Genomic DNA, 24086 nt, shown 5'->3' on the forward strand with positions numbered 1-24086 from the left:
GGGCCGCGGCCCCCGGATCACAGGGTGTTCCCGTCGCCGGTGACCGCCTCGGTGATGCTGCCGCCGGCCGCGATGGCCCCCTCGCCGCTCGCCTCGACCGACCCGGCGGCGGGCCCGGCGGGGGCCGCGGGGGCGGGGGCCACCGGCGAGGTGAGGCGGTTGCTGCTGCCGGTGACGACGCGCTGGATGCTGCCGCCGGCGGCGACGGAGTTCTTGCCGGAGGCCTTCACCGCCGGGGCCCCGTCCGCCGGGCGGACCAGTGCGTACGCGGCGACGGCGAGCCCGACGACACCGATGACCGCCCCGATCACGCTGGCGGTGCGGTCGGCGGTGTCCAGATCCACCCGGAGCGCCACCGCGCCGAGCCCCAGCGCCACCGCGCAGCTCACCCCCGCGCCCACCCACGCCACCACACGCCTGCGCCGCACCGCCGCCACCTCTCCACCAGCCCTGCCACCGGGGCGACTTCAGACCCGGCCCGCCTCTACGAGGCCACCACGGTAGAGCACAACGCACCGCCGCCGTTGGTCTCCGACGGCGGTCGGGCAGGCGGGGAGCCCGGTACCGGGGCGGCCGCGGCCGTGCCGATCGGCCTCCTTCGTTCGGCCCAAGGCTTGTTTGCACCGGCGGCAGTCCCGGGTAGCCAGAGGTTCCGATGCGCAGAATCTCTGGCTGGTCCTCCACCTCGACTTCGTCCGGCGCGATGCCATGAACACGGAGCTGGTTGTCGCCTCCCTTTCCGGTGCGGTGGCCCTGGTGAGCGTGGCCTACAGCTCCCGGGCGAACAGGAGGAATTCGTTCCTCAAGGAGGATCTGGATCGACAGGCCGCTGAACGCGATCGCATGCTGGAGCGGCAGGACACGATGAGTCGTTTTCGCGACCCCCTGCTCTGGGCCGCCTTCGATTTCCAGTCCCGCCTCTACAGCATTGCCGGCCAGGGATTTCTGAGGGTGTACTTCGTGCACCCCGAAGACCGGCTGTACGCAGTGCGCAGCACTCTGCACGTGCTCGCCGAGTACCTGGGGTGGGTCGAGATCCTCAGGCGCCGCATCAACTTCCTCGATCTCGGGAACAAAGAGTCGAACCGGCGAATTGTGGCACTGCTTTCGCGCATCAGTACCGTTCTGAATGATGACGCCTACCCGGATCGGAACTTCCGGTTGTTCCGCAGCGATCAGAGGGCCATCGGGGAACTCGTCATCAAGGAGGGGAAAGACGCCGACAGCTGCATCGGGTACGCGGAGTTCTGCGCACGACTGGAATCCGACCCGGGGTTCGCCGCCTGGTTCACGCGTCTGTCCGACAGCATCGCGGCACTGGCTTCGCTCGAGGGGCGGCACCCGCGCCTGGTGGAGCTGCAGGTGGCCCTGATGGACTTGATCGACTTCCTGGACCCCGAGCAGGAGCGCTTCCCGCAGAAGCACCGATTCCGGCTGAACCGCCCGCGATAGCCGGCTGGCGCCCGCACTCCCGGCCGGTCGACGGCCTCACGCCGGCGAGGCGAGTGGCGGCAGGTGTGCCGGTCGCCTGGCGGATAAAATGGGAATCGCACAATCCGTGGCCCGGCGAGGTGGTGCCCGATGGAGCGTACTCCGGATCGCAACGAACCGCACGAAGGCCGTCCCGCCCTCCCGGGTCGAACGCGTATTGCAGGCTACGAGCTGGAGAGCGAGATCGGCCGTGGAAGGTCCGGGACTGTGTATCGGGCGACGGACCTGAGGCTGGGTCGTACTCTGGCGGTGAAACTGCTGGCGCCGGAACTGGGACGCGACGAAGCGTTCCGCCGTCGCTTTGTGCGCGATAGCCGAATCACCGCCGGGATCGACCATCCGCATATCGTGCCGGTCATGGACGCGGGAGAGGCCGACGGATTTCTGTACATCGCCATGCGCTACGTCGCCGGGCCCAGCCTGAGGGAATTACTGGCCCAGGACGGAACGCTTTCGGTGGACGGTGCGATGCGTATCGCCGGGCAGGTCGCGTCGGCTCTGGACTCCGCGCATGCGCACGGCGTGGTCCACGGTGGTGTCAATCCCGGCAGCATCCTCGTCATCAGAACCACCGACGAGGACCGTCCGCAGTATGCCTACCTCACGGACTTCGGAGTCGACATACGGGCGCTGACGGAGGACTTCACCTGCGCAGGGCCGTTTGCGGGCGTGCTCGGCTGTACGGCGCCGGAGCAGATGTCCGGCCGTCCGGTGACCGGGGCCACCGACCTCTACGCCCTCGCCTGCGTTGTCTACGAAGCCGTCGCCGGCGATCCGGTCTTCCCCTGCGACGAGGACGCGGCACTCATGCGGGCGCACCAGTACGATGAGCGGCCTCCCCTGTCCCGGAGGGTTCCCGGGATCGCGCCGCATGCCGATGACGTGATGCGGACTGCTCTGGCCGAGGCCCCCGGCGACCGCTACGGCTCCTGTCGGGAATTCGTGGAAGAGCTGCGGGCTGCCGTCGGCGCGTGAGGTGTCGCCCTCGGCCTGCTTGAGCGTCCCGGCTTCGAAGAGGAACCTCGCCACCGCGGAGAGGTCGTCGGTCACGGTCGGCTCCCTTCGGGGCGGATCGGCCGGAGCATCGCGATCAGCGGCGGGGCCTCGGGGTTCGGCCGGACCTCGTTGACGGCCTCGTACCCCCACGCCTCGTAGAGCGCGAGGACCTTGCCGTCGCCGGCGGCCGGGTTGACCATGAGCGTCACCTGCTCCTCGCCGCGCCCGGCCAGCAGTTCGTCGTGGATGCGCCGGGCGGTGCCCGTGCCGCGCCAGGGGGTGCGCACGCCGATCTCCTTCAGCGCGAGCGTGGGCCGCGCGGCCAGCTCCTCGGGCACGGGCTTGTCCATGCGGCTCCACCAGCGGTCCCCGGGACCGATGGTGTTGCCGTAGGCGTAGCCGACGGCCTGCCCCCGGTCGCGGCCGATGACGGCCTCGAAGCCGGGCTCGCAGCCGTGCCGCTCCAGGCGTTCCGCGAACACGGCCGGGCGGTAGTTGGGCAGATGGAGCAGCGGCGCCCGGACGTCGCGGTACAGGTCGATCAGCGCCTGGCGCACCGGTGCCGTCAGCTGCAGGTGGTGGCGTAGCTCCATGCCGGTCATACGGCCGTCCTCCGGGTGTCGCGGGTGTACTGGTCCCACGCTTGCGCATGACCGCTACCGGGCGCCAGGGCGTGCAGGGCGGCGCCGAAGCGGTCGAGCATTCCGGCCACCCGGGGGTGTGCTGACAGGCCGATGGGAACGGCGGTGGCGGTGGCGACGGCCGGTTCGACATCCCCCTGGCCGAGTTGGGCGCGGGCGAGGCGGGCCTGCGTGATCGCCCGGCTCCGCTGCATGTGCGGGCGCAGGAGGGCGAGGCTCCGGTGGGCGTGCGCTTCGGCGTCCTCGTGGCGGCCCAGGGAGAGGTAGGCGGCGAGCGCGAGGGATTCGAGTTCGGCCTGGTCGTAGTGGGCGGCGAGCCAGAAGGGACGATTGGCGTCGGGGTCGGCGCGGCCGAGTGCCTCCTGGGCCCTTCCGATGCAGCGCCGTACCGCGTTGGTGTCGCCGGTGAGTCCGTGGATCGCGGCGTGCCGGGCATGGCCGAGGGAGGCGAACATCGGGTCGCGGCGGGCGATCGGCAGGCTGCGGGCGACGTCGTTGGCGGCGAGGGCGTCGCCGGGGCGCCCCATGTGCCGGTACAGGCTTCCCGCGTGGGACCAGATGCGGAACTGGATGGCTCCGTCACCGGACATGGCCGCCAGGTTCGCCGCGCGTTCGTGGTGGCATCGGGCGGCGTCGAAGCGGCGGCCGTCGATGGCCGCCCACATTGCGGAGGACGTGAAGGAGGCTGCACAGCCGAACAGGGCGGCACGGATGCGCTGGCTGGCGGAGCCCGCCTGCTGGAGGGCGAGGGCCTCGTCCGCGAGTGCGGCGGCCTGCGTCTCGATGCTGAGCCGACCGCCGTGCCGATGGTCTCTGGCGATCACCTCGGCGAAGCGGGCGTTCAGGCGCTCGATGTCGGCGGTGCCGATCCCGCGCGGCGCCGCCGCGGCGGATGAGCCGGCTGCCATGGTGGCGCCGACCACTGCGGTCATGAACCTTCGTCGCCTCACGTCGTCCTCCGGGGGTGCTGCGTGGTGGCCCCTGCCGGTTCTGGTGAACCCGAGGTCTGGACCAGTACACCCGAATACTGCCGTGAGGGCGGCCATGTGCTTCGCGGGGGGCCAACGGGTCGCGCCTGTCAACCAGTTGTAGACGGTCCGCTCTGATACCGTGCCCGGCTTTCCTGTCAGGCGGCCGATCTCGATATTCACCCGACGGGACAACTCGGCCTGGGTGAGGCCGAGATCGCCCAGGAGGCGCCTGAGCGCAACGTTCTCCCGCGTGTGCTCAACGTAGCGTGACCGTCACCTTGCGTGCAGGGCCCGGGTAATGGGAAGGTCAAGTTTTCCGGTCCGTCGCAGGTTCGGATCGCCGGACTTTTCCTGACTCCATTGCCTTGCGCTGCCGTTGACTGGAACGCGGCCGCCCGGAAGGCCGCCCGGCCGGCCGTCGGGGAGGATCCGTGCGGCTGCCGCCATCCGACCCCGGCACCCCCGCTCGCGGGGACCGGGGTGGTGTCCCTGACCGTGCCGTCTGCAGGAGCTTCCGTGTGCCAGACCTCCACAGCCGTCGTCTACCTCTGCACCGACGACGACCCCACGGGTCTGCGGCTCTGCGCCGAGTGGTGCGAGGCCCGTGCCGTCGCCGAGGGCCTGGCGGTCGCCGAGGTCGTCACCGACGCGGACGTCCTGCTGCCGCGGGCCGAGCGCCCCGGCTGGCGGCGCGTCACCGAGCTGATCGCCGCCGGATCCGTCTCCGTGGTCGTCACCCTGAACCGCCGCATGGTCGCGGACGGCCCGAAGGCCTGGCGGCGGCTCGCCGCCGACCTCGACGGCCAGGGCGTCGCGCTGCTCACCCTCCGTCGGTCCGCCGTCGGGGAGCGGCGCGCGCTGGTCCACCGCGTTGCGATCAACGCGACCGGCCCCGACCCGGAGGCCCGGCTGGAGTGCCTCGGCCCCGCCAAGGACGTGCTCCGGGGCGCGGTCAAGGGCTGGGGGATCACCGGCGAGGGGTTGGACGACGTGCTGACCGTCGCATACGAGCTGGTCGTCAACGCCGTGCGGCACAGTGCGCCCGGCCGGATCGAGGCCGTTCTCCGACTCGCCCCGGACGGCGCCCGGGTGGGGATCGAGGTCCACGACCTGACCCGCCGCATGCCCCGCATGCCCGAGGGCGCGTTCGGCGACGACCGCGGCGAGAGCGGCCGGGGCCTGCTCATGGTGGACGCCCTCGCCGCGCACTGGGGCGCGGACGCCACCGAGGACGGAAAGCGGGTCTGGGCCGAGGTCGGGCTGTCCGAGCCCGTTTCCGTCCCCGAACTGTCCCGCGCCGCTCGCCGGGCCCTCGTCCTCACCGATGTGGTGGGCGTATCGCGGATGCGGGCGGTGCCGCGGCTGGGGATCTCCTAGCGTTCCCCGGTGAAGGGGGCTGTCAGGAGCCGAAGTTGAGCGAGTAGAGGGAGCGGGCGAGGTCGGGGGTGGCGAAGTCGAGGGGGACGGTGCCCAGGACCGGGCGGGTGGGGTGGGGGAGGGCGGCGAGGTAGGAGCGCAGCTTGGGGGTGATCGCGTCCGCGGCCTGGCGCGGCCACAGGCCCCAGCCGGAGCTGGAGGTGAAGGTGAGGAACAGCCGCTGCGGGTCGCCGGCGGCGCGGGCGGCGTCCAGGTGGGCGGAGACCTCGGGCCACTTGCGGGAGTTGAGGTCGAAGATGGTGCCGATGTCGTAGTCGTCCTCGATGTCGGTGTGCGGACCGCCCCAACGCAGGCCGGGCAGGCCGCCGTTGTCGGCCAGCAGCACCACCCGTCCGCGCACCTCGCCCAGGCGCGGGATCCGGTCCTCGGTCCAGAACAGGCCCGGCCAGCGCTGCTGGTAGCCGGCGAAGAGCGTGCCGAAGTCGGTGTCGGAGACGGTCGAGTACTCCTGCTTGACCCGCATCACCACGCTCTCGCCCGGGTGGGCCGCGAGGAAGGCCAGGCAGTGGTTGAGCACGTCGCCGAAGAAGACCTGCTGGAACACCGGCCCGTGGTGGATCGCGAGCACCCCGTCGACGGCGCGGCAGCGGATGTCCAGGAAGCGCACCCCGGACGCGAACTGGTCGGGCAGGGAGAGGGTTTGGGTCTGCGTCAGCGGGCCGCCGTACAGGGCGCAGCTGTCGTGGGTGCCGGGCAGGGTGAGGCGTGACAGGTAGGCCTGGGGGTCGACGGCGCCCAGCCAGTCCGCCCCGGCCGGGACGGCGGGCGCCGCGGAGCGTGCGAAGGAGCGCGGCGCGCCCGCGCCGAGGCCGGCGGCGGTGAGGGCGCCGAGCAGTGCGGCGCGGGTGAACGCGCGTCTGCCCAGCGGGGCGTGGGGCGTCGGGGAGTGCGGTGTCACGGACACGGATCGGTACCCCTGTCGGGTCTGATGGGTCAACAGTGGTGGATGGCATGCCCATTGTCAGGAGGTGGACCCGCCCTGCCTAGACGGCTGACACGAGAGGTTGCGGCCGCGGGCGGCGCCGGGGGAGGGGAGCGGACGGGTACGGGACGCGCGCGGATGTTTGAAGAGCCCTCAGCGGGCAGGCGACGGACAGCGCCGTCCCGTCCACCGGCGCCCGGCGTCGGGGCCCCGGGCTCTCCCCTCCCGGGGCCTCGACGCGTACCCGGATCCCGACCCGTGACCGGAGGAGAACCCCCCATGCCGATCTGGACCGTCCTTCGCCCGCTGCTGGTGGCGGCCGCCGTGCCGGCCGCCGTCCTCGCCGTGGACCGGGTGCTGCTGCTGGCCGTCGGCCGGCTGTCGGCCGCCCGGCCCGCCGCCCGCCGGTGGCAGCTGCTGCACCGCTGCCGGATACCCGCGCTGGTGACGGCCGTTGCGGCGCTGCTGCTCGGCTGCGAGCCGGCCGCCGGGCTGGGTGCGGGGATCCGGCCGCCGGTCCGGCACGCGCTGCTGCTGGCGGTCCTGGTCAGCGCGGGCTGGCTGGCCGCGCGGACGGTCTCGCTGTTCATCGAGTCCGCGCTGACCAGGTACGCCGCCGGGCGGCGGGACCCGGGGCGGGTGCGCCGGGCCAGGACCCAGGCCGACCTGGTCGCCCGGATCTCGGACGTGGCGATCGCGGTGCTCACCCTGGCCGCCGCGCTGATGACCTTTCCGGCGGTCCGCGCGGTCGGCGCCAGCCTGCTGGCCTCGGCGGGCCTGCTCGGCCTGGTGGCGGGCGTCGCGGCGCAGTCCTCGCTGGCCAACCTGTTCGCCGGGATCCAGCTGGCCTTCGGCGACATGGTGCGGATCGGCGACGTCGTGGTGGTGGCCGGGGAGTGGGGCACGGTGGAGGAGATCACCCTCACCGCCGTGGTGATCGCCACCTGGGACCAGCGGCGGATCGTGATGCCGGTCTCGTACTTCGCGGGCAAGCCGTTCGAGAACTGGTCCCGGCGGGACCCGGGGATCACCGGCACCGTGCTGCTGCACCTCGACCACCGCGCGCCCGTCGAGGAGCTGCGGGCCGAGTTCGAGAAGCTGCTGGCGGGCGACGAGCGGTGGGACGGCACCGGCCGGGCGCTCCAGGTGGTCGACACCACCCCCAGCACCATCGTGGTCCGGGCCCTGATGACCGCGCCCGACGCCGAGCTCGCCTTCGAGCTGCGCTGCGCGGTCCGCGAGCACCTGGTCGCCTTCCTGCGCGACCGGCACCCGTACGCGCTGCCGCGGGTCACCGTCGCCCAGGCCGAGGCGGCGGCCCAGGCGGAGGCGGCGGCCCAGGCGGAGTCGGTCCGGGCGGAGGCGGCGGAGCAGGACCGGGGCGGGCCGACGCGAGGCTAGGGCGCACCCGCTCCAGGACCCGCTCCAGGACCCCGCTCGGTGCCGGCAGCCCCGGAGCCGCCCCGCCCGCGGGCGAGTTCGGTGTCGAGCTCCAGGCCCAGCAGCACCGCCAGGTTCGTCAGCCAGAGCCAGACCAGGAACACCATCACCCCGGCCAGGGCGCCGTACATCCGCCCGTAGCCGTCCACGTACGCGGCGTAGAGCGCGAAGCCGCCCGAGGCGGCCAGCCAGAGGGCGACCGCCAGTGCGCTGCCCGGGGAGATCCAGCCCCGGCCGCGGGAGGCCGGGTCGCCGGCCGCCCGGTAGAGCACCGCGACCGTCAGGGCGGCCAGCAGCACCAGCCCCGGCCACTTCGCGACCGACCAGAGCGTCAGGCCGAAGTCCCCCACGCCGAGCGCCCGGCCGGCCTGTTCGGCGATCGGACCGGTGAAGACCACGACCGTCACCCCCGCCGCCAGCAGCACCACCAGCACCGCGGTCAGCGCCAGCCGTACCGGTGCCAGCCGCCACAGCGGGCGGCGGTCGCGGACGCCGTGGACGGCGTTGGCGAAGCGGATGAACGCGCCGACGTAGCCGGAGGCCGACCAGAGCGCCCCGACCGCGCCCAGCACCGCGAACACCCCGCCCGCGCCGCTGTTCTGCTGCAGCTGCCCGACGCCCTCCCGCAGCACCTCGCCGGCCGGACCGGGCGCCAGCCGGCGCAGGCCGTCCACCACCTGCCCGCCGGGCGACGGCCCGGCGAGGCCGAGCAGACCGGTCAGCAGCAGCAGGCCGGGGAAGAGCGCCAGCACCCCGTAGTAGGTGAGGGCGGCCGCCCGGTCGAACAGCTCGTCGCCGAGCAGCACCCGGGCGGCGCGCCGCAGCGCCGCGCGCCCGGACGACCGGGGCCGCAGGGCGGACCCGCGTCGGTGGGCCCGCGGGGAACCGGGCCCCGGGTGGTGCCGGGGCCGGCGCAACGGGCTCCGCTCGCCGCGGTGTCGGTGGGTGAAGGCCGGCATGGTCCCTCCTCTGACGGCGGCTCTCATCGGTCCTGCCCCGTTCAGCGTCCGCGCCCCGTTCAGCGCCCGCGCCCCGCTCAGGCGGCCCGGCCGTGCTGCTCGACGTGCTGCTTGAAGTCCTGCAGGCAGCGGTGCACCTGGTGGGCGACGAACCCCAGCCGGTCGCCGATCAGGTCGACCACGCCGTGCGGGGTGTGGTCGAGCTGGAGCATGATCCGGGTGCGTCCCCCGTCCAGCGCGTGGAAGGTCGCCACCCCGCACTGGTCCGCGCCGTCCACCGAGCGCCAGGCGATCCGCTCGCCGGGGATCCGCTCGGTGACCTCGGTGACGAACTCGCGCTGGACCCCGTCCACCCGGGCCACCCAGTGCACCGTGCCCGCCGGCCCCGGCACCACCTCCTCGACGCCGCTCATGAAACGCGGGAACGCCGACACCCGGCACCACTGCTCGTACGCGGCCTCCACGGCCACCGCCACCTCGATCGACTCCTGCGTGCGCGACATGGATCCTCCTCTACCGGGTGCGTCCCGGGTCGGGACGCGTCGCCGCTCGTCTGCCCGCCCCGGGCCGCTTGACTCTCGGGCTACCCGAGACGGCACGGTTCCCTGCGCGGACAGGACGAATCTGCTGCCGATCGGGCAGTTCGCACAGGCCGGCGGCCTGCCGATCACCGCTCTGCGGCACTACGACACCTTCGCCGGGCCGGTGCGGGAGATCTACCGGCGCTGGTGCGGCTCGCCGGGCCACCCCGAGAACAGCCTGGAGATCGCCTGGCCCATCCAACCCGCCCTCAGCCCGGCGCAGCCCTGAGCCTGTTGCAGTCCGGGCCCACCCCCAGCCCGGGCCCACCCCCAGCCCGGCGCAGCCCGGGCCCGCCGGGGCCTGAGCCCGCCGAGGTCAGGGCCGCCGCGGTCCGGACCGGGCTGCGCGGCGGCAGGTCAGCCCGCGCCCCCGCCGCCGCCGAACCGGTCGTCGGCGCCGAAGCGGTCGTCGGCGCCGGGGTGTTCGGCGGCGCGGCAGGGCAGGTGGCGGGTGAGGGCGTCGTCGCGGTTGGCCGCGGTGACGCGCTGCACCAGGGCGCGCAGCCGGGCGGCGTGCGGGCGGGCCCACACCCGCAGGGCGCAGTCGGCCCGGGCGTCGAGGCGTTCCACCCCGGCGGCCAGGGAGCGGACGGCGCGCAACACGGCGGCGGCGCACCCGCGCGACACCCGCAGCAGACGCGGCGGGTGCAGCAGGCGCAGGGAGTACAGGGGGCTCGGGACGTACCGGGTGAGGTGGCGGATTCGGATCACGGGGGTGCAACCCCGTCGCTTTCCGACGGGTCACGGTACGTGAACCAACCAGAGGTGGTCCGAAACGCGCTGCGCGCCCCCCGCCCGCGCCCCACCCCCGTGGCGCAGCCCTGGCGGACCCTGGCGCACCGACCGCACCGACCGCACCCCCGCCCCCGCGACCGCACCCGCCCGCCCGGTCCGCCGGGATCCCCCGGACGGCCGATGTCGATCCGGCCGCCCCCCAACCGACGTAACGGTAGGAGCGGGCACCACCCCGCCCCGGCCGGGCCCGCCGCCCGGCCCCGGGACGCACAAGGAGCAGGCCATGCCCGAACTGAGGGTCCACAACCTCACCGTGACCCTGGACGGCTTCGCCACCGGCACCGACCAGCGCCTGGGCGCCCCCTTCGGCGACGGCGTCGACGGACTGCACGACTGGATGTTCGCCGCGATGCGCGACCGCGACGAGGGCCGCAGCGGCATCGACGTCGACCAGATCGAGCGCTCCGAGCGGAACATCGGCGCCACGATCATGGGCCGCAACATGTTCGGGCCCCAGCGCGGGCCCTGGCCCGACGAGTCGTGGCAGGGCTGGTGGGGGGAGGACCCGCCGTACCACCACGACGTGTTCGTCCACACCCACCACCTGCGGCCCGACCTGCCGATGGCGGGCGGGACGACCTTCCACTTCACCGACGAGCCGATCGAGACCGTGCTGGACCGGGCCTTCGAGGCGGCCAAGGGCCGGGACGTGCGCCTGGGCGGCGGGGTGGCCACCGTCCAGCGGTACCTGCGCGCCGGGCTGGTGGACGAGCTGCACCTGGCCGTCGTCCCGCTGCTCGCCGGGCGCGGCGAGCGCCTGCTCGACAACCTGGGGGAGGGGGTCGAGGGCTACCGGGTCGCCGAGATGACCGCCTCCCCGGCCGCCGTCCACGCCCGCCTGGTGCGCCGCTGACCGGCCGCCGACCAACCGCCGCCCGGCCGCCGACCCGCTGCGCCCCGCTCAACCGCTGACCGGCCGCCGACCCGCTGCGCCCCGCCCCGCCCCGCCCCCGCCCACCGTCCCGCGCCACCACCCCGCCACCGCCCCGCGGCGTTCACGGGAACGCGGTGTCGAACCGGCGATCACCGGTGATATAAACGGTCGTCGGTGTGCCGACCGGCGGGGCGCCACGGGGGGCAATCGCGCTGCGCCGAAAGGCATTTCGGCGAAATGTCCGAGTTCTCGTTCCTGATGGCCGTCCCCGCTGATGCCCTCTCAGCCGGCGGACGCGCGCACCGCGCCCGTGTGCTGCCCTCGCAGCACGTCCTTGACGCGCATCAGGAGAATCTGGATGGCCATTCCCCCTGGCCGGGCCGGCGGAGCCCCGGCGCCCGCCGACCCCCGGCGGACCGGACGGCGGACCGCACGGCGGTCCATACGCGGCGCCCTGGCCGGCGCCGCCGCCACCGCGGTCCTGCTCGGCCTGGCGGTCCCGGCCGCCGCCTCCGCCGCACAGCCCGCCCCGCCCCTGCAGGAGCGCCGGATCGGCGCCGCGCCCACCGCGCCCGCCGACGCGCTGCCCGCGGACGGGCCGGCCGACTCGACCCCGCTCAGCCTGAGCATCACGCTGGACCCGCGCGACCCCGGAGCGCTGCAGAGCTTCGTCACCGCGGTCTCGACCCCGGGCTCGCCGCAGTACCGCCAGTACCTGAAGACCGGCGAGTTCGCCAGGACCTTCGGCGCGGACCCGGCCGCCATCGCCTCGGTCACCAGGGCCCTGGCCGACGCCGGCCTGCACCCCGGCGCACCGGACGCCAACGGCCTGACCATCCCGGTCGCCACCACGGTCGGCGAGGCCAAGCGCGCCTTCGCGACCGGCTTCAGCGGCTACCGCCTGGCGGACGGCTCCACCGCGTACGCCAACACCGAGGCCCCCCTGCTGTCCGGCGCGGCCGCGGGCGCGGTGGCCGGCGTCGTCGGCCTGAACAACCTGGTGCGCCCGCACACCAGCCACATCCTGACCGACCACGGCGCCGTCAAGCCCGAGCAGCCGGCCACCGCGGTGGCCCCGGCCTTCAACGGCGGCCAGCCCGCGCTGTGCGCGGACATCGAGAACTGGCAGGCCGCCCAGGGCAAGCACAAGTTCCAGGACTACTTCACCCCCGACACGCTGGCGGGCGTCTACCAGAAGTCCTTCGCGGGCGGCGGCGCCGGCTCCACCGTCGCGGTGTTCGCCCTGGAGGACTACAGCGACGCGGCCGTCGCCGCCTACCAGCGCTGCTTCGCCACCGCCGCCCCCGTCTCCCGGGTGAAGGTCAACGGCGGCCCCACCACCCCGGTGACCCCCGACAACTACCTGAACGTCGGCGTGGAGACCGAACTCGACGTCGAGACGATCATCGGCTTCGTCCCCAACGCCTCGGTGCTGGTCTACCAGGGCCCGGACTACACCAGGGCCAGCTGGGCCGACATCCTGGCGGTCTACCAGAGGATCGTCGCCGACAACCGCGCCCAGGTGGTGTCGGTCAGCTGGGGCTCCTGCGAGGACCGCACCGACCGCGCCTACCAGCAGGCCGCGAACCTGGTCTACCAGCAGGCCGCCGCCCAGGGCCAGAGCGTGGTCGCCGCCTCCGGCGACTACGGCTCCACCGGCTGCTTCAACGGCGACCCCACCCGGCCCGACAGCCGGCTGTCCGCCCCCGACCCGGCCGGCCAGCCCTACGTGACCGGCATCGGCGGCACCACCATCAACGGCACCCCCGCCGCCCCGCAGGAGACGGCCTGGAACAGCGGCGGCGGCGCCAGCGGCGGCGGCCTCTCCTCCCGCTGGGCGCTCGACAACACGGCCAACTACCAGGCCGGGCGCACCGCACCGGGCTTCAACCCCAACGGCTGCCCCGCGGTGCAGGGCGTCTCCACCTGCCGCCAGGTGCCCGACGTCTCCGCGCTCGCCGACTCCGGCCGCGGCTACCTGATCTCCGTCTACGCGCAGGACCGGACCGAGTACTGGGGCACCGTCGGCGGCACCAGCGGCGCCGCGCCGCTGTGGGCCGCGATCATCGCCCACGCCAACGCCGACGCCCGCTGCGCCGCCTCGGGCCCGGTCGGCTACCTCAACCCGCTGCTCTACCGGCTCGGCGCCGACGCGCTGAAGGACGTCACCACCGGCCACACCAACGTCACCGCCTCGGGTTACAGCGGCGGCCTGTACACCGCCGCCCCGGGCTACGACATGGCCACCGGCCTCGGCACCCCGCGGGTCGACGCGCTGACCCGGGAGCTGTGCGCGGCCCTGCCGCAGAGCCCGGCCGGCACCTACCGCTCCACCGGGCCCACCCGCCTGCTGGACACCCGCGCCGACAGCAGCCCGGTGGCCGCCTACGGCGAGCGGTCCCTGCAGATCTCCGGCAGCGCGGGCATCCCCGCCACGGGCGTCACCGCGGTGATCCTCAACGTCACCGCCACCGCGCCCGCCACCGACGGCCACCTGACCGTCTACCCCTCGGGCGGCGCCCGCCCGGACACCTCCAACCTCAACTGGACCGCCGGCACGACCGTGCCCAACCTGGTCACCGTGCCCGTGGGCAAGGACGGCAGGGTCACCTTCTACAACGGCGCCTGGGGCGGCGTGCACCTGCTCGCCGACGTGCAGGGCTACTACACCTCGGCCACCGACGGCGCCACGTACCGGCCCTCCGGCCCGGCCCGCGTCCTGGACACCCGCACCTCGGGCGGACCGGTCGGCGCCTACGGCGAGGTGGCGCTGAGCTCCCAGCAGCTCGGCGCCCCCGCCGGAGCCAGGGCCGTGGTCCTCAACGTGACCTCCACCGGCTCCCAGGAGGAGGGCCACCTGACCGTCTACCCCTCGGGTGACACCCTCCCGGTCACGTCCAACCTCAACTGGACCCGCGGGCAGACCATCCCGAACCAGGTGATCGTCCCGCTCGGCGCCGACGGCGGCATCCGCCTGTACAACGGCTCCTGGGGCTCCACCCAGATGGTCGCCGACGTGTTCGGCTTCCTGACCGCCGACGGCGGCGCGGCCTTCCACACCACCGCCCCGCACCGCCTGATGGACAGCCGGCTCGGCCTCGGCACCCCCCAGGGCGCCTTCACCGGCCGCCAGGTCCGCAGGCTCGGCCTGGACGGGGGCGGACTGCTGTCCGGTGCCAGGGCCGTGGTCCTCAACGTGACCGTCACCAACCCGCTGGAGGACGGCCACCTGGCGGTCTCGCCCGCAGGCCGGGACTCCGGCAGCACCTCCAACCTCAACTGGAGGGCCGGGCAGACCGTCGCCAACATGGTGACCGTCCCGGTCGGCGCCGACGGCGCCCTGGACATCCTCAACGGCTCCTGGAACAACGCGGACGTCATCGTCGACGTCCTCGGCTACTACAGCTGACCGGGCCCGCCCGGACGCAGGGCCCGCCACCGGAGCGATCCGGCGGCGGGCCCTGCGCCGTCCCCGCGGTCCTCGCCGTGCCGCCGTCCTCAGGGGCCCGGCGCCTGCCCGCGGCGGGCCTCCCCGAGGGCCGCCAGGACGGCGGCGGCGCTCCAGTGCCCGGCCGCCCCGGGCCGGGTGGCGAGGTACCCGGCGGCCCGCCGCCGGCCCCAGCCGTGGGCCTCGCCCAGCCCGGCGGCGAGGACCCGCAGATACCCGGCGGAGGGCGCGTTCAGCTCGGCGCCGCCGAGCCCCCAGGGAGCGGTGAAGGTCAGCACCGGGACCCCGTCGAGGGTGCCCGGGCACACCAGCGTCTCGTACCGGCCGGGCCCGAGCCGGTCGCGGCCGCCACCGAGCACCCCGGCCAGGTCGAGGTCCGCCCCCGGCTCGCGGTGCATCTCCTGCGCGGCGATGTCGCTGAACTGCCCGACGGTCAGCAGATAGGCCCGCGCGGGCATCCGGCCCGCCCGCGCCGGATCGTAGAAGCCCATGCCGCCACCCCACACCAGCGACTCCAGCGCGAAGTACAGCACCCCGGGCAGCAGCACCGGCACGGTCCGCGCCGGCGGCCGGCCGTCCCGGCAGCCGGGACGGCTCCGGACCCCGCCCGCCGGGCGCCCGCCGCCGAGGTAGCGGGCCAGCCGGCCGGCGTGCATGTTCGACCCGTAGGCCGCGTACCAGACCTGCCCGCCCGCCCCCACCGCCACCGCCCCGGCCCACGGCCGCACCCGGCCCACGACCGGCACCGGACCGGAACCCGCCTCCTGCGCCGTCCGGCTGACGGCACGTCGGATCTCGTCCATGGCCCCCGACCGTACCCGCCGGAGCCGCGCCGCCTGCCGCCGACCGGGTCGCCACGACGGACGCGGCGGGCGAGGCGCACCCGCCGCGCGGGGCACGGCCGCTACCTTCGGGCGGGGGCCGATCCGGACGACACGCGCAGGAGAACCATGACCCCGAACCGGCCCGAGGGCGGCGTGCGGGCCCGCCAGGTGCTGCGCAACCCCAAGGTCTGGGCGGTCCCGACGGTCATCGTCGGACTGCTGGCGCTGCTGCTGTCCCTGCTCTACATGGGCGGCATCGTCAACCCGCGCGCGGACCTGCACCGGCTGCCGATCGGCCTGGTCAACTCCGACCGGGGCGCCCCCCTCGCCGGGCAGCAGCAGAACCTCGGCGCCCAGATCACCGCCGGCATCGCCGCTGCGCCCGACCCCAGGGGCCAGGTCTCCTGGCGGGTGCTCGACCGGGCCGAGGCCGACGACCAGATGGCCTCCGGCAAGCTCGCCGGCGCCCTGGAGGTCCCGGCGGGCTTCACCGCCGCGGTGGCCGCGCTGGGCGCCCCGGCCCAGCAGCCGCCGCCGCGCCCGACGATCACCGTGCTGACCAACCCCGGGGTGGGCAGCCTGGAGTCCTCACTGGCCTCCTCGATCTCCCAGAGCGCCGCACAGCAGGCCTCGGCGCGCCTCGGCGCCGCCCTCACCGCCCAGGCCCAGGCGCAGGCGCAGTCCCAGCCCCCGTCCCAGTCCCCGGCGCAGGGCGGCACGCTGAGCAATGCGGCGCAGCTGCAGCTGGCCGACCCGGTGACCGTCGACGTCCAGGTCGGCCACCCCATCGGCCCGCACAGCGGGCTCGGCCTGACGGCGTTCTACTACACGCTGCTGCTGGTGCTCTGCGGGTTCCTGGGCGCGAACATCATCAGCAACGGCGTCGACGTCGCACTCGGCTACGCCGCCAGCGAGCTGGGGCCGCTGCGCACCCAGCGGCCGCTGGTGCCCATCACCCGCACCGGGACGCTGGTCGTCACCAGCGTGATGTCCGTCGTCCTCTCGGTGCTGACGTCCAGTCTGGTGATGCTGGCGACCGTGGGGATCCTGGGGGTGGACGCCTCGCACCTGCCGCTGCTGTGGGTCTTCTCGGTCTGCGCCAGCGCGGCGGTCGGGCTCGGGGTGCAGGCGCTGGTCGCCGCGTTCGGCGGGATCGGGCAGCTGATCAGCATGTTCGTCTTCATCGCCCTGTCGCTGCCGTCCTCCGGCGCGACCGTCCCGCTGCAGGCGCTGCCGACGTTCTACCGGGGGCTGGCGGTCTTCGAGCCGATGCGCCAGCTCAGCGACGGCGTCCGGTCGATCCTGTACTTCGGGGCCCGCGCCGACGCCGGGCTCACCCGGGCCTGGACCATGATCGCGATCGGGACGGTCGCGGCCCTGGCCTTCGGCTTCGCGATGACCTCCTACTACGACCGCAAGGGCCTGCACCGCTTCCACCCCGAGTCGGACTGACCTCCGGCGGGGCCGGGATGCCGCCCGGAGCGGACCGGAGGCCCCGCCGGAGGGATCCGGCAGGGCCTCCCCGCGGAAGCCGGCCGCGGGGGTGTGCGCAGGGTTGCTCAGCCGAGCGTCAGCGACTTGGAGTGGGTCCGCCAGGCCTCGTCCACCTGGATGGTCTCCCCCTTGTAGCTGGGGCTCGCCCAACCGGTGGCCTGGAACCCGGTGAACAGGTTGATCCAGCAGTTGGCGTACGGCCGCACCGAGTAGACGTGGTTCTGGAGCGGGGCGGGGATGTCGAAGGAGTAGTCGGCGCTGTTGCCGTCGTAGCAGTCGTGCGGGCCGGTGAAGGTCACCGACTGGCCCTCGAAGAAGAAGTCCTGGTAGATCGTCCCCAGGACCACCAGGCCGGAGAGGCCGGCCGTGCTGTTCAGCTCCTCGGCGAACGCGTTGTCGCGGGCGGCCGCGGAGGCGGTCAGCGGGGCGTCGGCGATCCGGCCGCCGGTGGCGTGGCTGATGGCCTCCCGGTAGGTGCCGAAGCACTGCGACTGGCCGTCCTCCGCGCTCACCACGCAGTGGCGGGCCGACGTGCCGCCCGCCGCCGCGGGCTGGGCGACGGCCGTGGCCGCGCCGGACAGGGACAGCGCGATCGCCGTCGCCGCGAGGACGGCTCCGGCGCGCTTGATGGGGTGCGTCATGTGTGGTCAACTCCCGAATCGGATGGGCTACTTGTCGATCACCCGGTTCCACTGGGCGCTCGCCACCGATTCTGTGCGAGGTCGGCGGGGATGAGAATCCCAGATATGTGGGACAGGTTCGTACACTCCTGCCCGGTACCCGGAGGGCGGGCTCCCGGTTGCGCACCGGGCACCGCCCGCCGGGGCGCAGGGGAGGTCCGCCCCCTCGGCCCGCCACCGCCCGCTACCGGCCCGAGAACCCCTCGACGAGGCCGAGCAGCCAGAAGTTGGCGTAGGGGCCGGCGCTGGTGGCGGCGGGGTCGGCGAGCCGGCCGCCCCGGCCGAGGCGGACGGTGACCCGGTCCAGTGCGACCGAGGCGCCGCAGGTGTAGCCGAGCGGTGCGTACGTCTCGTCCGGCCCGCACAGCACGGACACCACCCGGCGGGCGGGCGGGAAGCGCAGCACGATCTGCTCGCGGTCGGCGGAGACGACCTCCAGCCCGAGGACCAGATGGGCGCCGCCGACCAGGTACCAGCCGCTGCCGGGCCGGTCCTGGCGCAGCACCCCGGCCAGCACCCGCAGCCGGCCCCCGCCCAGGCCGGGCGGCAGCCCGCGCTCACCCGCCGCACCCGCCGCACCCGCCGCACCCGCCGCACCCGCCGCGCCCGCCGCGCCCGCCGCACCCGCCGCGCCCGCTCCGCCGCCCGGCGGTCCGGCCGGCGCCACCGCCGCGGTCGCCAGCACCGCCGCCGACACCAGCGCCGCCACCGCGGCCAGGCGCCGCCGGCGCTGCGCGTGCCACACCGCGTGCCGCACCGCGGCGCCCCGGAACCGCTGCTGCATCGTCCTCCGCCCGCGCCGCCGCCCGGACCTCCCCGGACGGATCCCCGATCTCCGATCCCGGACATCCGAGCACCTCGCCGGGCCCGCACCGACCCGGCGCCGCCGCGCCGCCCCCAGCACCACCCGCCCGGGCCAGCGCCGCGGCCCGCCGACGCCCCGACGGCGGACCCTAGAATGGCGATCCGAGTGAGGAGTTCGACCCGCCGCGAACCGGCTCCGGCCGGCGGCGGGGACAACACGTCCGAGAGGGGCGCGAGTTGACACGGATTCTGGTCATCGGCGGCGGCATCGCCGGGGCGGCGGCCGCTCTGGCGCTCCACAAGGCCGGCTTCGACGTCGCCGTCCACGAGGCGCACCCCGCCACCGGGGAGGACATCGGCGCCTTCCTCACCCTGGCCGGCAACGGCATGCGCGCGCTCGCCCAGTTCGACGCGGCCGAGCCCGTCGCCGCCCTCGGCTTCCCGATCACCACCATGAACGTCGTCGACCAGCACGGCGCCGAGCTGGCCACCACCCCGCTCGGCGAGCCCGACGACCCGCTGACCCGCTACCGCTGCCTGCGGCGCGCCGAACTCGGCGCCGCCCTCCAGGCCGAGGTCCGCCGACGCGGCATCACGATCCGGCACGGCGCCCGGCTCACCGCCGTCACCGAGACCACCGCCGACATCAGCGCCCACTTCGCCGACGGCACCACCGCCACCGGCGACTTGCTGGTCGGAGCCGACGGGCTGCGCTCCGCCGTCCGCGCCTGGCTCGACCCCGCCGCCCCCGCTCCCGCCTACGCCGGCCAGCGCGTCTTCTACGGGTACAGCACCGCCGCCCCGCCGCCGCCCGGTCCCACCGGGCGGATCACCATGGTCCGCGGCAGCGCCACCGCCTTCGGCTACCTGCTCTCCCCGGCCGGTGAGACCTACTGGTTCGCCCGGGTGCCCGGCCCGCCCGTCACCGCCGAGGAGGCCGCCGCCACCACCCCCGCCCAGTGGCGCAGCCGGCTGCACCCGCTGCTCCACCCGGACCGCACGCCCACCGCGCAGATCGTCGCCACGACCGGCGACCGGCTGATGGTCACCAACGCCCTCCACCTGGAGCAGGGCACCCGCTGGCGCACCGACCGCGCCGTCCTGGTCGGCGACGCCGCCCACGCCGCCTCGCCGGCCACCGGCCAGGGCGCCTCGATGGCGCTGGAGGACGCCGTCGTCCTCGCCAAGGCCCTGCGCGACACGCCCGACCCCGCCGCCGCCCTGGCCCGCTACGAGCACCACCGCAGGCCCCGCACCGACCGGAACACGGCCACCAGCGCCCGCCTCACCGCCGCCCCCACCGCCGCCGCCCCCACCCCGTCACCGGCCCCCCGGCCCCCCGACTCCCGCCCCGACGAGGACCTCCTGCACCTCCTCACCTGGCACACCCCGCTGCCCTGACCCCGCCGCCGCCGGCCGGAGGCCCGCCGTGCGGGTGCGCGCCGGTGCACGGGTGCGTGCGGGCCGGGCCCTCAGGCGCCCTGGGTGTCGAGCCAGTGGAGCAGCAGGGCCCGTTCGGCGGGGGTGGCGGGGTGGCTGTCGGGGTCCAGTGCCCACTGCCGGATGCGCTGCAGGGTGTTGCGGTCGAGGTCCAGGTAGAGCCGCCAGTGGGACCGGGGGTGGCACTCCGGGTCCCGCGGCTCGTCGCAGTGGTGGCAGTGGGTGAAGAAGGCGTCCACCAGCCGGTGCACGATCACGTCGTCGGACATGGGAAGGCGTCGTTCCTCACGTGGTTCGGGGGCGTACCGCCTCCCAGGGTGCGTAACGAACCCCTTTAGGGAACCGGTGCCAACGGCCCCCGCGGCCGGGACCAAGGTCCCGGCTAGGCCCTGCCCTGGGCGAGGAACGCCGCGACGGCGGCCGTGAACCGGTCGGCGTCGTCGAGCCAGGGGTAGTGGCCCGCCCCCGGCTGCACGGTGAGTGCGGCGTCGGGGAACAGCTCCGCGAACCGCGCCACCGCCTCGGGCGGGCTGTTCAGGTCGAACTCCCCGGCGAGCAGCAGGGCGGGGGCCTCCAGGGCGCCGAGCGCCGCGCGGGTGGCCTGCGGGGTGAAGGCGCCCTCGGCCCCGAAGCCGGCGACGGCCTCCTCGTTGTCCGGCCGGCCGGCCGCGTGGTGGCGCTGCGCGGCGGCGTCCCAGCGGCCGTAGAAGAAGGGGGCGACGGCCTCCCAGTCGCCGCCCCTGCCCTCGGTGATCTCCTCCAGCGCGGCGAACGCCGCCGGGAACCACGGCTCGCCCGCGCGCAGCCGGGCGACCTCGCGCCGGGTCCGCCCGGTGATCGGGATGTCGACGGCGCGGGTGCCGGGGGTGACGAGGGCGAGTCTGCGGACGCTGTCCGGGTGGCGGGCCGCGTACTGCGTGGCGAGGTTGGCGCCGGCGGAGTGCCCGAGCAGGTCGATCCGGGGCAGCCCGAGGTGGGTGCGCAGCGCCTCGACGTCCGCCACGAGACGGTCGCAGCGGTAGGAGGAGGGGTCCTCGGGGACCGCGGAGCGCCCGGTGCCGCGCAGGTCCAGGACGATCAGCCGGCGGTGGGTGGACAGGCCGCCGAGGTCGCCGAGGTAGGCGGAGTCCGCGGGGCCTCCGGGCAGGCAGACCAGCGGGGCGCCGGTTCCGGTGGCGCGGTAGGAGAGCAGGGTGCCGTCGGGGGCGGTGAAAGTGGGCATGGCCGGGATCATGCCAGCCATAACCCGGTTATACAACCCGGTTATGGCGACGGGCGGGCTGGTGTATAACCAGGTTGTGGCAGCTGACGAGAACGCGTACCGGAATCCCGAGGCGCTGACCGAGGAACAGGCCGGGCGGATGCTCGCCGAGATGAACGAGGTCATCCGCGCAGGCGAGGAGATGCGGGCCCTGCGCGCTGAAATGATCAAGGTCCTCGCCGGTCTCGGCTGGACCCAGGACAAGATCGCCCGGCTCACCGGGATGAGCCAGCCCGCCGTGTCCAAGCAGGTGGCCAAGTACCGCGACGACCCGCCGGCCCCGATGGCGCTCGCCCTCGACCAGCGCGACACCCCCTGGCTCGAAGGGCGCCTGTGGGGCCTCGCCGAGGAGATCGCGGAGACCCTCGGCGCCGCCGCCCGCTGCACCCGCCACGTCCAGGCCGTCGCCCGGGGGCGGACGCGCTTCACCCCGCGCAGCGTCGACGAGCTGCGCCGCCTGGTCGAGGAGGACCTCAGGGTGCACCGGGCGGAGCTGCCCGCCGTCTACCGCCACACCTACGACGCGGTCAGCCGCGGCCTCGACCTGCCCGCGCACGGCGCCCCCGCGCCCGCCGGACCGCCCGCCGAACCGGCCTCCGTGCGCCGCGCCCTCGCCCAGCGCGTCCAGCGCGACCGGCTGCGGGACGCCTCCGGCGACCTCGCCGGCCCGCGCGCCTGAGCACCCGCCGCCGGGCGGACCGGGGCGCGCACGCCCTGAAGGCGGAGCCTAGGGTGGACGGATGAGCTCCCCTCGCCCCCCGGTGTCCGCGCGGACGGCCACGCCCGCGGACGTCGACGCCATCGTCGCCACGCTGACCTCGGCGTTCTTCGAGGACCCGCTGTGGGGCCCGGCGTTCCCCGACGTGGAGCGGCGCGCGGTGCAGGCGGCCGCGATGTGGCGGTACTACGCCGCCTCGGCGCTGCGCTACCCGTGGACGCTGGTGACCCCCGGCGTCGAGGCCGTCTCGGTGTGGATCCCCCCGGGCGGGACGGAGCTGACCGCCGAGGAGGGCGACGGCCTGGGGGAGTTCCTGACGCGGATCGCGGGGCCCGAGGTGTCCGGGGCGATCGTGGAGATCGGCGACCGGCTCGAGGCGGCGCACCCCGGCGTGCCGTGCTTCTACCTCACCCTGCTGGCCACCCACGGCGACCACCGCGGCCGGGGGCTGGGGATGGGCCTGCTGGCCGAGGGCCTGGCACGGATCGACGCGCTCGGCGCCCCCGCGTACCTGGAGTCCTCCAACCCCGCGAACATCCGCCGCTACGAGAGCGTCGGCTTCACCCCCCGCGACGAGGTCGCCATCGCCGGCGGCCAGACCGTCACCACGATGTGGCGCCCGGCCCGTTGAACGGCCCGCTGAACGTCTTGTCGGTCCGGCCCGAGGTCGGTGCCGGTGACCGCGTGCGGTCCGGGCCGGTGGCTCGTTGGGCCCGGCATGGCTGATGAGGCGGGCGGCGCGGCGCGGGCCCCGATGGTGTGGGCGCTGGCGGTGCGCAGTACGGAGTCGGGGCCGCCGTACGCGGAGGTGATCGTGGAGGTCGGCCCCCGGCTGCACGGCGACCTGCTGTCGGACCTGGTGGACAGCGGCTTCACGATCGCGGCTGGGGAGCCGCCGGACACCACCGGGGTGGTGGAGACGAGCGGCAGCCGCCTGGCGCGGCTGGTGCTGGTGGGCGGCCGGCAGGTGTGGGAGCCGGCCTCGCCGGTCGAGGCGTCGGAGGGCTGGCTGGCGGCGGCCGAGGGCCGGGGCGGGGTGATCGTGATCGTGGTGCCGCCGGGGACGTGGCCGCCGGGCCTGATGGAGCTGGAGCCGCAGGCGCGGATCGACGTGTTCACCCGGAGCCTGGAGCTGGCACGGGCGGCGGGCCGGGTCTTCCACGGCATGACCGCGGTCGAGACCGGCTCCGCGGACCCGGAGTACGGCCCGGGGGAGTACTGAGCCGCCGCGGAGTGCTGGGCCGCCTCGGAGTGCTGGGCTGCCGCGGACCCGGGGCTCAGGCCCGGAACGTGCGGCGGTAGACGCCCGGCGGCACGCCGATCGCGGTGTGCAGGTGCTGGCGCAGGGAGGCGCCGGTGCCGAAGCCGACCCGTTCGGCGATCCGGTTGACCGGCAGGTCGCTGCTCTCCAGCAGGTTCCGGGCCAGGTCGACCCGCTGCTGGGTGAGCCACTGGCCCGGGCTCAGCCCCACCTCGGCCCGGAAGCGCCGGGTGAAGGTGCGCCGGCTCATGCCCGCGTGGCCGGCGAGGTCGGCCAGCTGGAGCGGCTCGTGCAGCCGGTCCAGCGCCCAGGCGCGGGTGGTGGACGTCCCGGCGTCCGGGCTCGCCGGCACCGGCCGCTCCACGTACTGCGCCTGGCCGCCCTCGCGCTGCGGGGGGACGACACAGCGCCGGGCGACCTGGTTGGCGACGGCGCTGCCGTGGTCGGAGCGGATCAGGTGCAGGACCAGGTCGATCCCGGCCGCCGCGCCGGCCGAGGTCAGGACGCGCCCGGTGTCGACGAACAGGACGTCGGGGGCGAGTTCGACCTGCGGGTACAGCCGCCGGAAGCGCTCGGAGTGGCACCAGTGGGTGGCGGCCCGGCGGCCGTCGAGCAGGCCCGCCGCGGCGAGCAGGAAGGTGGCCACGCAGATCCCCGCGATCCGGGTGTCGGGGCGCACCAGGGCGAGCGCCTCGGCGGTGCGGCGCGGCAGGGTGTCCCGGTCGACGATCGACGCGAACTCCTCGGCCGCCGGGATGACCAGGGTGTCGGCCCGGGCGATCACGGCGCGGTCGTGTTCGACGGCGATCGAGAAGTCCGCGGCGGTACGGACCGGCCGCCCGTCCGGCGAGCAGGTGACCACCTCGTACAGCGGCCGCCCGTCGGGGTCCGTGGCGGCGCCGAAGAGCCGGGAGGCGAGGCTCAACTCGAACGGGATGACCCCGTCCAGGGCCAGAACGACGACGCGGTGCATGGCCCAATCCTTGCACACCATGACCTTCGGGCCGCTATCCGGGCAGGTCGGGCCGGGACATGCTGGATCCATGACC

General features: G+C 75.0%; 24 protein-coding genes. 11 read left to right on the forward strand and 13 right to left on the reverse strand.

From position 1 onward, the window contains the following. Nucleotides 1-17: 17 nt before the first annotated feature. Nucleotides 18-428: a hypothetical protein gene (locus ACGFZP_RS21125; RefSeq protein ID WP_392935086.1), complete on the reverse strand. Its 411-nt coding sequence runs from the start codon at nucleotides 426-428 to the stop codon at nucleotides 18-20. A gap of 280 nt (nucleotides 429-708) precedes the next feature. Here ACGFZP_RS21125 and ACGFZP_RS21130 point away from each other — a divergent pair, with 280 nt between their 5' ends. Then, complete coding sequence (locus ACGFZP_RS21130; protein WP_392935088.1) at nucleotides 709-1452, forward strand: hypothetical protein; 744 nt, start codon at nucleotides 709-711, stop codon at nucleotides 1450-1452. A gap of 129 nt (nucleotides 1453-1581) precedes the next feature. Continuing rightward, complete coding sequence (locus ACGFZP_RS21135) at nucleotides 1582-2466, forward strand: serine/threonine-protein kinase (RefSeq protein WP_392935091.1); 885 nt, start codon at nucleotides 1582-1584, stop codon at nucleotides 2464-2466. A 71-nt stretch (nucleotides 2467-2537) separates the two neighbouring features. Here ACGFZP_RS21135 and ACGFZP_RS21140 read toward each other — a convergent pair whose 3' ends face one another. Beyond that, nucleotides 2538-3089, reverse strand: a complete 552-nt coding sequence (locus tag ACGFZP_RS21140) for a GNAT family N-acetyltransferase (protein ID WP_392935094.1) — start codon at nucleotides 3087-3089, stop codon at nucleotides 2538-2540. Next, nucleotides 3086-4060, reverse strand: a complete 975-nt coding sequence (locus ACGFZP_RS21145; RefSeq protein WP_392935096.1) for a hypothetical protein — start codon at nucleotides 4058-4060, stop codon at nucleotides 3086-3088. Before ACGFZP_RS21145 ends, ACGFZP_RS21140 begins: the two co-directional genes overlap by 4 nt. Before the next feature lie 555 nt (nucleotides 4061-4615). Between ACGFZP_RS21145 and ACGFZP_RS21150 the strand changes: the two genes are divergently transcribed. Continuing rightward, nucleotides 4616-5476 carry an ATP-binding protein gene (locus ACGFZP_RS21150; protein ID WP_392935098.1) on the forward strand — a complete coding sequence of 287 codons (861 nt, stop codon included), beginning with the start codon at nucleotides 4616-4618 and terminating at the stop codon, nucleotides 5474-5476. A 22-nt stretch (nucleotides 5477-5498) separates the two neighbouring features. Here ACGFZP_RS21150 and ACGFZP_RS21155 read toward each other — a convergent pair whose 3' ends face one another. Next, nucleotides 5499-6440: a phosphatidylinositol-specific phospholipase C gene (locus ACGFZP_RS21155; protein WP_392935100.1), complete on the reverse strand. Its 942-nt coding sequence runs from the start codon at nucleotides 6438-6440 to the stop codon at nucleotides 5499-5501. Between the two features lie 297 nt (nucleotides 6441-6737). On the opposite strand from ACGFZP_RS21155, the gene ACGFZP_RS21160 reads away from it, so the two are divergent. Next, nucleotides 6738-7859: a mechanosensitive ion channel family protein gene (locus ACGFZP_RS21160; protein ID WP_392935102.1), complete on the forward strand. Its 1122-nt coding sequence runs from the start codon at nucleotides 6738-6740 to the stop codon at nucleotides 7857-7859. On the opposite strand, the gene ACGFZP_RS21165 is transcribed toward ACGFZP_RS21160, so the two are convergent. From ACGFZP_RS21165 to ACGFZP_RS21175, 3 genes are all read right to left on the reverse strand, one after another. Further along, nucleotides 7856-8857: a YihY/virulence factor BrkB family protein gene (locus ACGFZP_RS21165; RefSeq protein ID WP_392935105.1), complete on the reverse strand. Its 1002-nt coding sequence runs from the start codon at nucleotides 8855-8857 to the stop codon at nucleotides 7856-7858. The two genes, ACGFZP_RS21160 and ACGFZP_RS21165, sit on opposite strands and share 4 nt — an antisense overlap. A 77-nt stretch (nucleotides 8858-8934) precedes the next feature. After that, a complete protein-coding gene (locus ACGFZP_RS21170) occupies nucleotides 8935-9360 on the reverse strand; it encodes an SRPBCC family protein (protein WP_392935108.1) in 426 nt (141 codons plus the stop codon). 435 nt (nucleotides 9361-9795) lie between these two features. Next, the gene (locus ACGFZP_RS21175) at nucleotides 9796-10149 is read right to left on the reverse strand and encodes a hypothetical protein (protein ID WP_392935110.1); all 354 of its coding nucleotides are present in this window, start codon (nucleotides 10147-10149) and stop codon (nucleotides 9796-9798) included. 307 nt (nucleotides 10150-10456) lie between these two features. Between ACGFZP_RS21175 and ACGFZP_RS21180 the strand changes: the two genes are divergently transcribed. Continuing rightward, nucleotides 10457-11086, forward strand: a complete 630-nt coding sequence (locus tag ACGFZP_RS21180) for a dihydrofolate reductase family protein (RefSeq protein WP_392935112.1) — start codon at nucleotides 10457-10459, stop codon at nucleotides 11084-11086. A 379-nt stretch (nucleotides 11087-11465) separates the two neighbouring features. Further along, nucleotides 11466-14516 (forward strand): protease pro-enzyme activation domain-containing protein, encoded by a 3051-nt coding sequence (locus ACGFZP_RS21185; protein ID WP_392935114.1) that lies wholly within the window; start codon nucleotides 11466-11468, stop codon nucleotides 14514-14516. An 89-nt stretch (nucleotides 14517-14605) separates the two neighbouring features. On the opposite strand, the gene ACGFZP_RS21190 is transcribed toward ACGFZP_RS21185, so the two are convergent. Continuing rightward, nucleotides 14606-15211 (reverse strand): histone deacetylase, encoded by a 606-nt coding sequence (locus ACGFZP_RS21190; protein ID WP_392935540.1) that lies wholly within the window; start codon nucleotides 15209-15211, stop codon nucleotides 14606-14608. A gap of 294 nt (nucleotides 15212-15505) precedes the next feature. On the opposite strand from ACGFZP_RS21190, the gene ACGFZP_RS21195 reads away from it, so the two are divergent. Beyond that, nucleotides 15506-16831, forward strand: a complete 1326-nt coding sequence (locus ACGFZP_RS21195; RefSeq protein WP_392935117.1) for a DUF3533 domain-containing protein — start codon at nucleotides 15506-15508, stop codon at nucleotides 16829-16831. Nucleotides 16832-16938: 107 nt separating this feature from the next. On the opposite strand, the gene ACGFZP_RS21200 is transcribed toward ACGFZP_RS21195, so the two are convergent. Together ACGFZP_RS21200 and ACGFZP_RS21205 are read right to left on the reverse strand one after the other, a co-directional pair. Continuing rightward, on the reverse strand, nucleotides 16939-17514 hold the full coding sequence (locus tag ACGFZP_RS21200) for a hypothetical protein (RefSeq protein WP_392935119.1): 576 nt from the start codon (nucleotides 17512-17514) through the stop codon (nucleotides 16939-16941). A 223-nt stretch (nucleotides 17515-17737) separates the two neighbouring features. Next, on the reverse strand, nucleotides 17738-18337 hold the full coding sequence (locus ACGFZP_RS21205) for a hypothetical protein (RefSeq protein WP_392935122.1): 600 nt from the start codon (nucleotides 18335-18337) through the stop codon (nucleotides 17738-17740). Nucleotides 18338-18594: 257 nt separating this feature from the next. On the opposite strand from ACGFZP_RS21205, the gene ACGFZP_RS21210 reads away from it, so the two are divergent. After that, nucleotides 18595-19758 carry an FAD-dependent oxidoreductase gene (locus ACGFZP_RS21210; RefSeq protein ID WP_392935125.1) on the forward strand — a complete coding sequence of 388 codons (1164 nt, stop codon included), beginning with the start codon at nucleotides 18595-18597 and terminating at the stop codon, nucleotides 19756-19758. Between the two features lie 71 nt (nucleotides 19759-19829). Here ACGFZP_RS21210 and ACGFZP_RS21215 read toward each other — a convergent pair whose 3' ends face one another. Both ACGFZP_RS21215 and ACGFZP_RS21220 read right to left on the reverse strand, forming a co-directional pair. Continuing rightward, nucleotides 19830-20066, reverse strand: coding sequence for a hypothetical protein (locus tag ACGFZP_RS21215; protein WP_392935127.1), 237 nt, complete (start codon nucleotides 20064-20066; stop codon nucleotides 19830-19832). A gap of 113 nt (nucleotides 20067-20179) precedes the next feature. Beyond that, entirely contained in the window at nucleotides 20180-21019 is an 840-nt protein-coding gene (locus ACGFZP_RS21220) for an alpha/beta fold hydrolase (protein ID WP_392935130.1), read from the reverse strand. 76 nt (nucleotides 21020-21095) lie between these two features. Between ACGFZP_RS21220 and ACGFZP_RS21225 the strand changes: the two genes are divergently transcribed. The 3 genes from ACGFZP_RS21225 to ACGFZP_RS21235 all read left to right on the forward strand — a co-directional run bounded on the left by ACGFZP_RS21225 (nucleotide 21096) and on the right by ACGFZP_RS21235 (nucleotide 22998). Then, nucleotides 21096-21737 (forward strand): sigma-70 family RNA polymerase sigma factor, encoded by a 642-nt coding sequence (locus tag ACGFZP_RS21225; protein ID WP_392935132.1) that lies wholly within the window; start codon nucleotides 21096-21098, stop codon nucleotides 21735-21737. 61 nt (nucleotides 21738-21798) lie between these two features. Continuing rightward, nucleotides 21799-22407: a GNAT family N-acetyltransferase gene (locus ACGFZP_RS21230; protein WP_392935134.1), complete on the forward strand. Its 609-nt coding sequence runs from the start codon at nucleotides 21799-21801 to the stop codon at nucleotides 22405-22407. An 87-nt stretch (nucleotides 22408-22494) separates the two neighbouring features. Continuing rightward, entirely contained in the window at nucleotides 22495-22998 is a 504-nt protein-coding gene (locus ACGFZP_RS21235; protein ID WP_392935136.1) for a hypothetical protein, read from the forward strand. Between the two features lie 55 nt (nucleotides 22999-23053). Here the strand turns inward: ACGFZP_RS21235 and ACGFZP_RS21240 are convergent, their stop codons facing one another. Beyond that, nucleotides 23054-24082: a GlxA family transcriptional regulator gene (locus ACGFZP_RS21240; protein ID WP_392935139.1), complete on the reverse strand. Its 1029-nt coding sequence runs from the start codon at nucleotides 24080-24082 to the stop codon at nucleotides 23054-23056. Nucleotides 24083-24086 lie beyond the last annotated feature (4 nt).

This window comes from Kitasatospora sp. NPDC048239, assembly GCF_043202015.1.
GTDB lineage: Bacteria > Actinomycetota > Actinomycetes > Streptomycetales > Streptomycetaceae > Kitasatospora.

Bases quoted from the DNA above. Each gene is read 5' to 3' on its own strand.
- ACGFZP_RS21215 (WP_392935127.1), bottom strand. From the start codon at position 20,066: ATGTCCGACGACGTGATCGTGCACCGGCTGGTGGACGCCTTCTTCACC.
- ACGFZP_RS21200 (WP_392935119.1), bottom strand. From the start codon at position 17,514: ATGACGCACCCCATCAAGCGCGCCGGAGCCGTCCTCGCGGCGACGGCG.
- ACGFZP_RS21220 (WP_392935130.1), bottom strand. From the start codon at position 21,019: ATGCCCACTTTCACCGCCCCCGACGGCACCCTGCTCTCCTACCGCGCC.
- ACGFZP_RS21180 (WP_392935112.1), top strand. From the start codon at position 10,457: ATGCCCGAACTGAGGGTCCACAACCTCACCGTGACCCTGGACGGCTTC.
- ACGFZP_RS21170 (WP_392935108.1), bottom strand. From the start codon at position 9,360: ATGTCGCGCACGCAGGAGTCGATCGAGGTGGCGGTGGCCGTGGAGGCC.
- ACGFZP_RS21140 (WP_392935094.1), bottom strand. From the start codon at position 3,089: ATGACCGGCATGGAGCTACGCCACCACCTGCAGCTGACGGCACCGGTG.
- ACGFZP_RS21240 (WP_392935139.1), bottom strand. From the start codon at position 24,082: ATGGATCCAGCATGTCCCGGCCCGACCTGCCCGGATAGCGGCCCGAAG.
- ACGFZP_RS21190 (WP_392935540.1), bottom strand. From the start codon at position 15,211: ATGCACGCCGGCCGGCTGGCCCGCTACCTCGGCGGCGGGCGCCCGGCG.
- ACGFZP_RS21230 (WP_392935134.1), top strand. From the start codon at position 21,799: ATGAGCTCCCCTCGCCCCCCGGTGTCCGCGCGGACGGCCACGCCCGCG.
- ACGFZP_RS21130 (WP_392935088.1), top strand. From the start codon at position 709: ATGAACACGGAGCTGGTTGTCGCCTCCCTTTCCGGTGCGGTGGCCCTG.
- ACGFZP_RS21165 (WP_392935105.1), bottom strand. From the start codon at position 8,857: ATGCCGGCCTTCACCCACCGACACCGCGGCGAGCGGAGCCCGTTGCGC.
- ACGFZP_RS21145 (WP_392935096.1), bottom strand. From the start codon at position 4,060: ATGACCGCAGTGGTCGGCGCCACCATGGCAGCCGGCTCATCCGCCGCG.
- ACGFZP_RS21205 (WP_392935122.1), bottom strand. From the start codon at position 18,337: ATGCAGCAGCGGTTCCGGGGCGCCGCGGTGCGGCACGCGGTGTGGCAC.
- ACGFZP_RS21135 (WP_392935091.1), top strand. From the start codon at position 1,582: ATGGAGCGTACTCCGGATCGCAACGAACCGCACGAAGGCCGTCCCGCC.
- ACGFZP_RS21160 (WP_392935102.1), top strand. From the start codon at position 6,738: ATGCCGATCTGGACCGTCCTTCGCCCGCTGCTGGTGGCGGCCGCCGTG.
- ACGFZP_RS21185 (WP_392935114.1), top strand. From the start codon at position 11,466: ATGGCCATTCCCCCTGGCCGGGCCGGCGGAGCCCCGGCGCCCGCCGAC.
- ACGFZP_RS21235 (WP_392935136.1), top strand. From the start codon at position 22,495: ATGGCTGATGAGGCGGGCGGCGCGGCGCGGGCCCCGATGGTGTGGGCG.
- ACGFZP_RS21195 (WP_392935117.1), top strand. From the start codon at position 15,506: ATGACCCCGAACCGGCCCGAGGGCGGCGTGCGGGCCCGCCAGGTGCTG.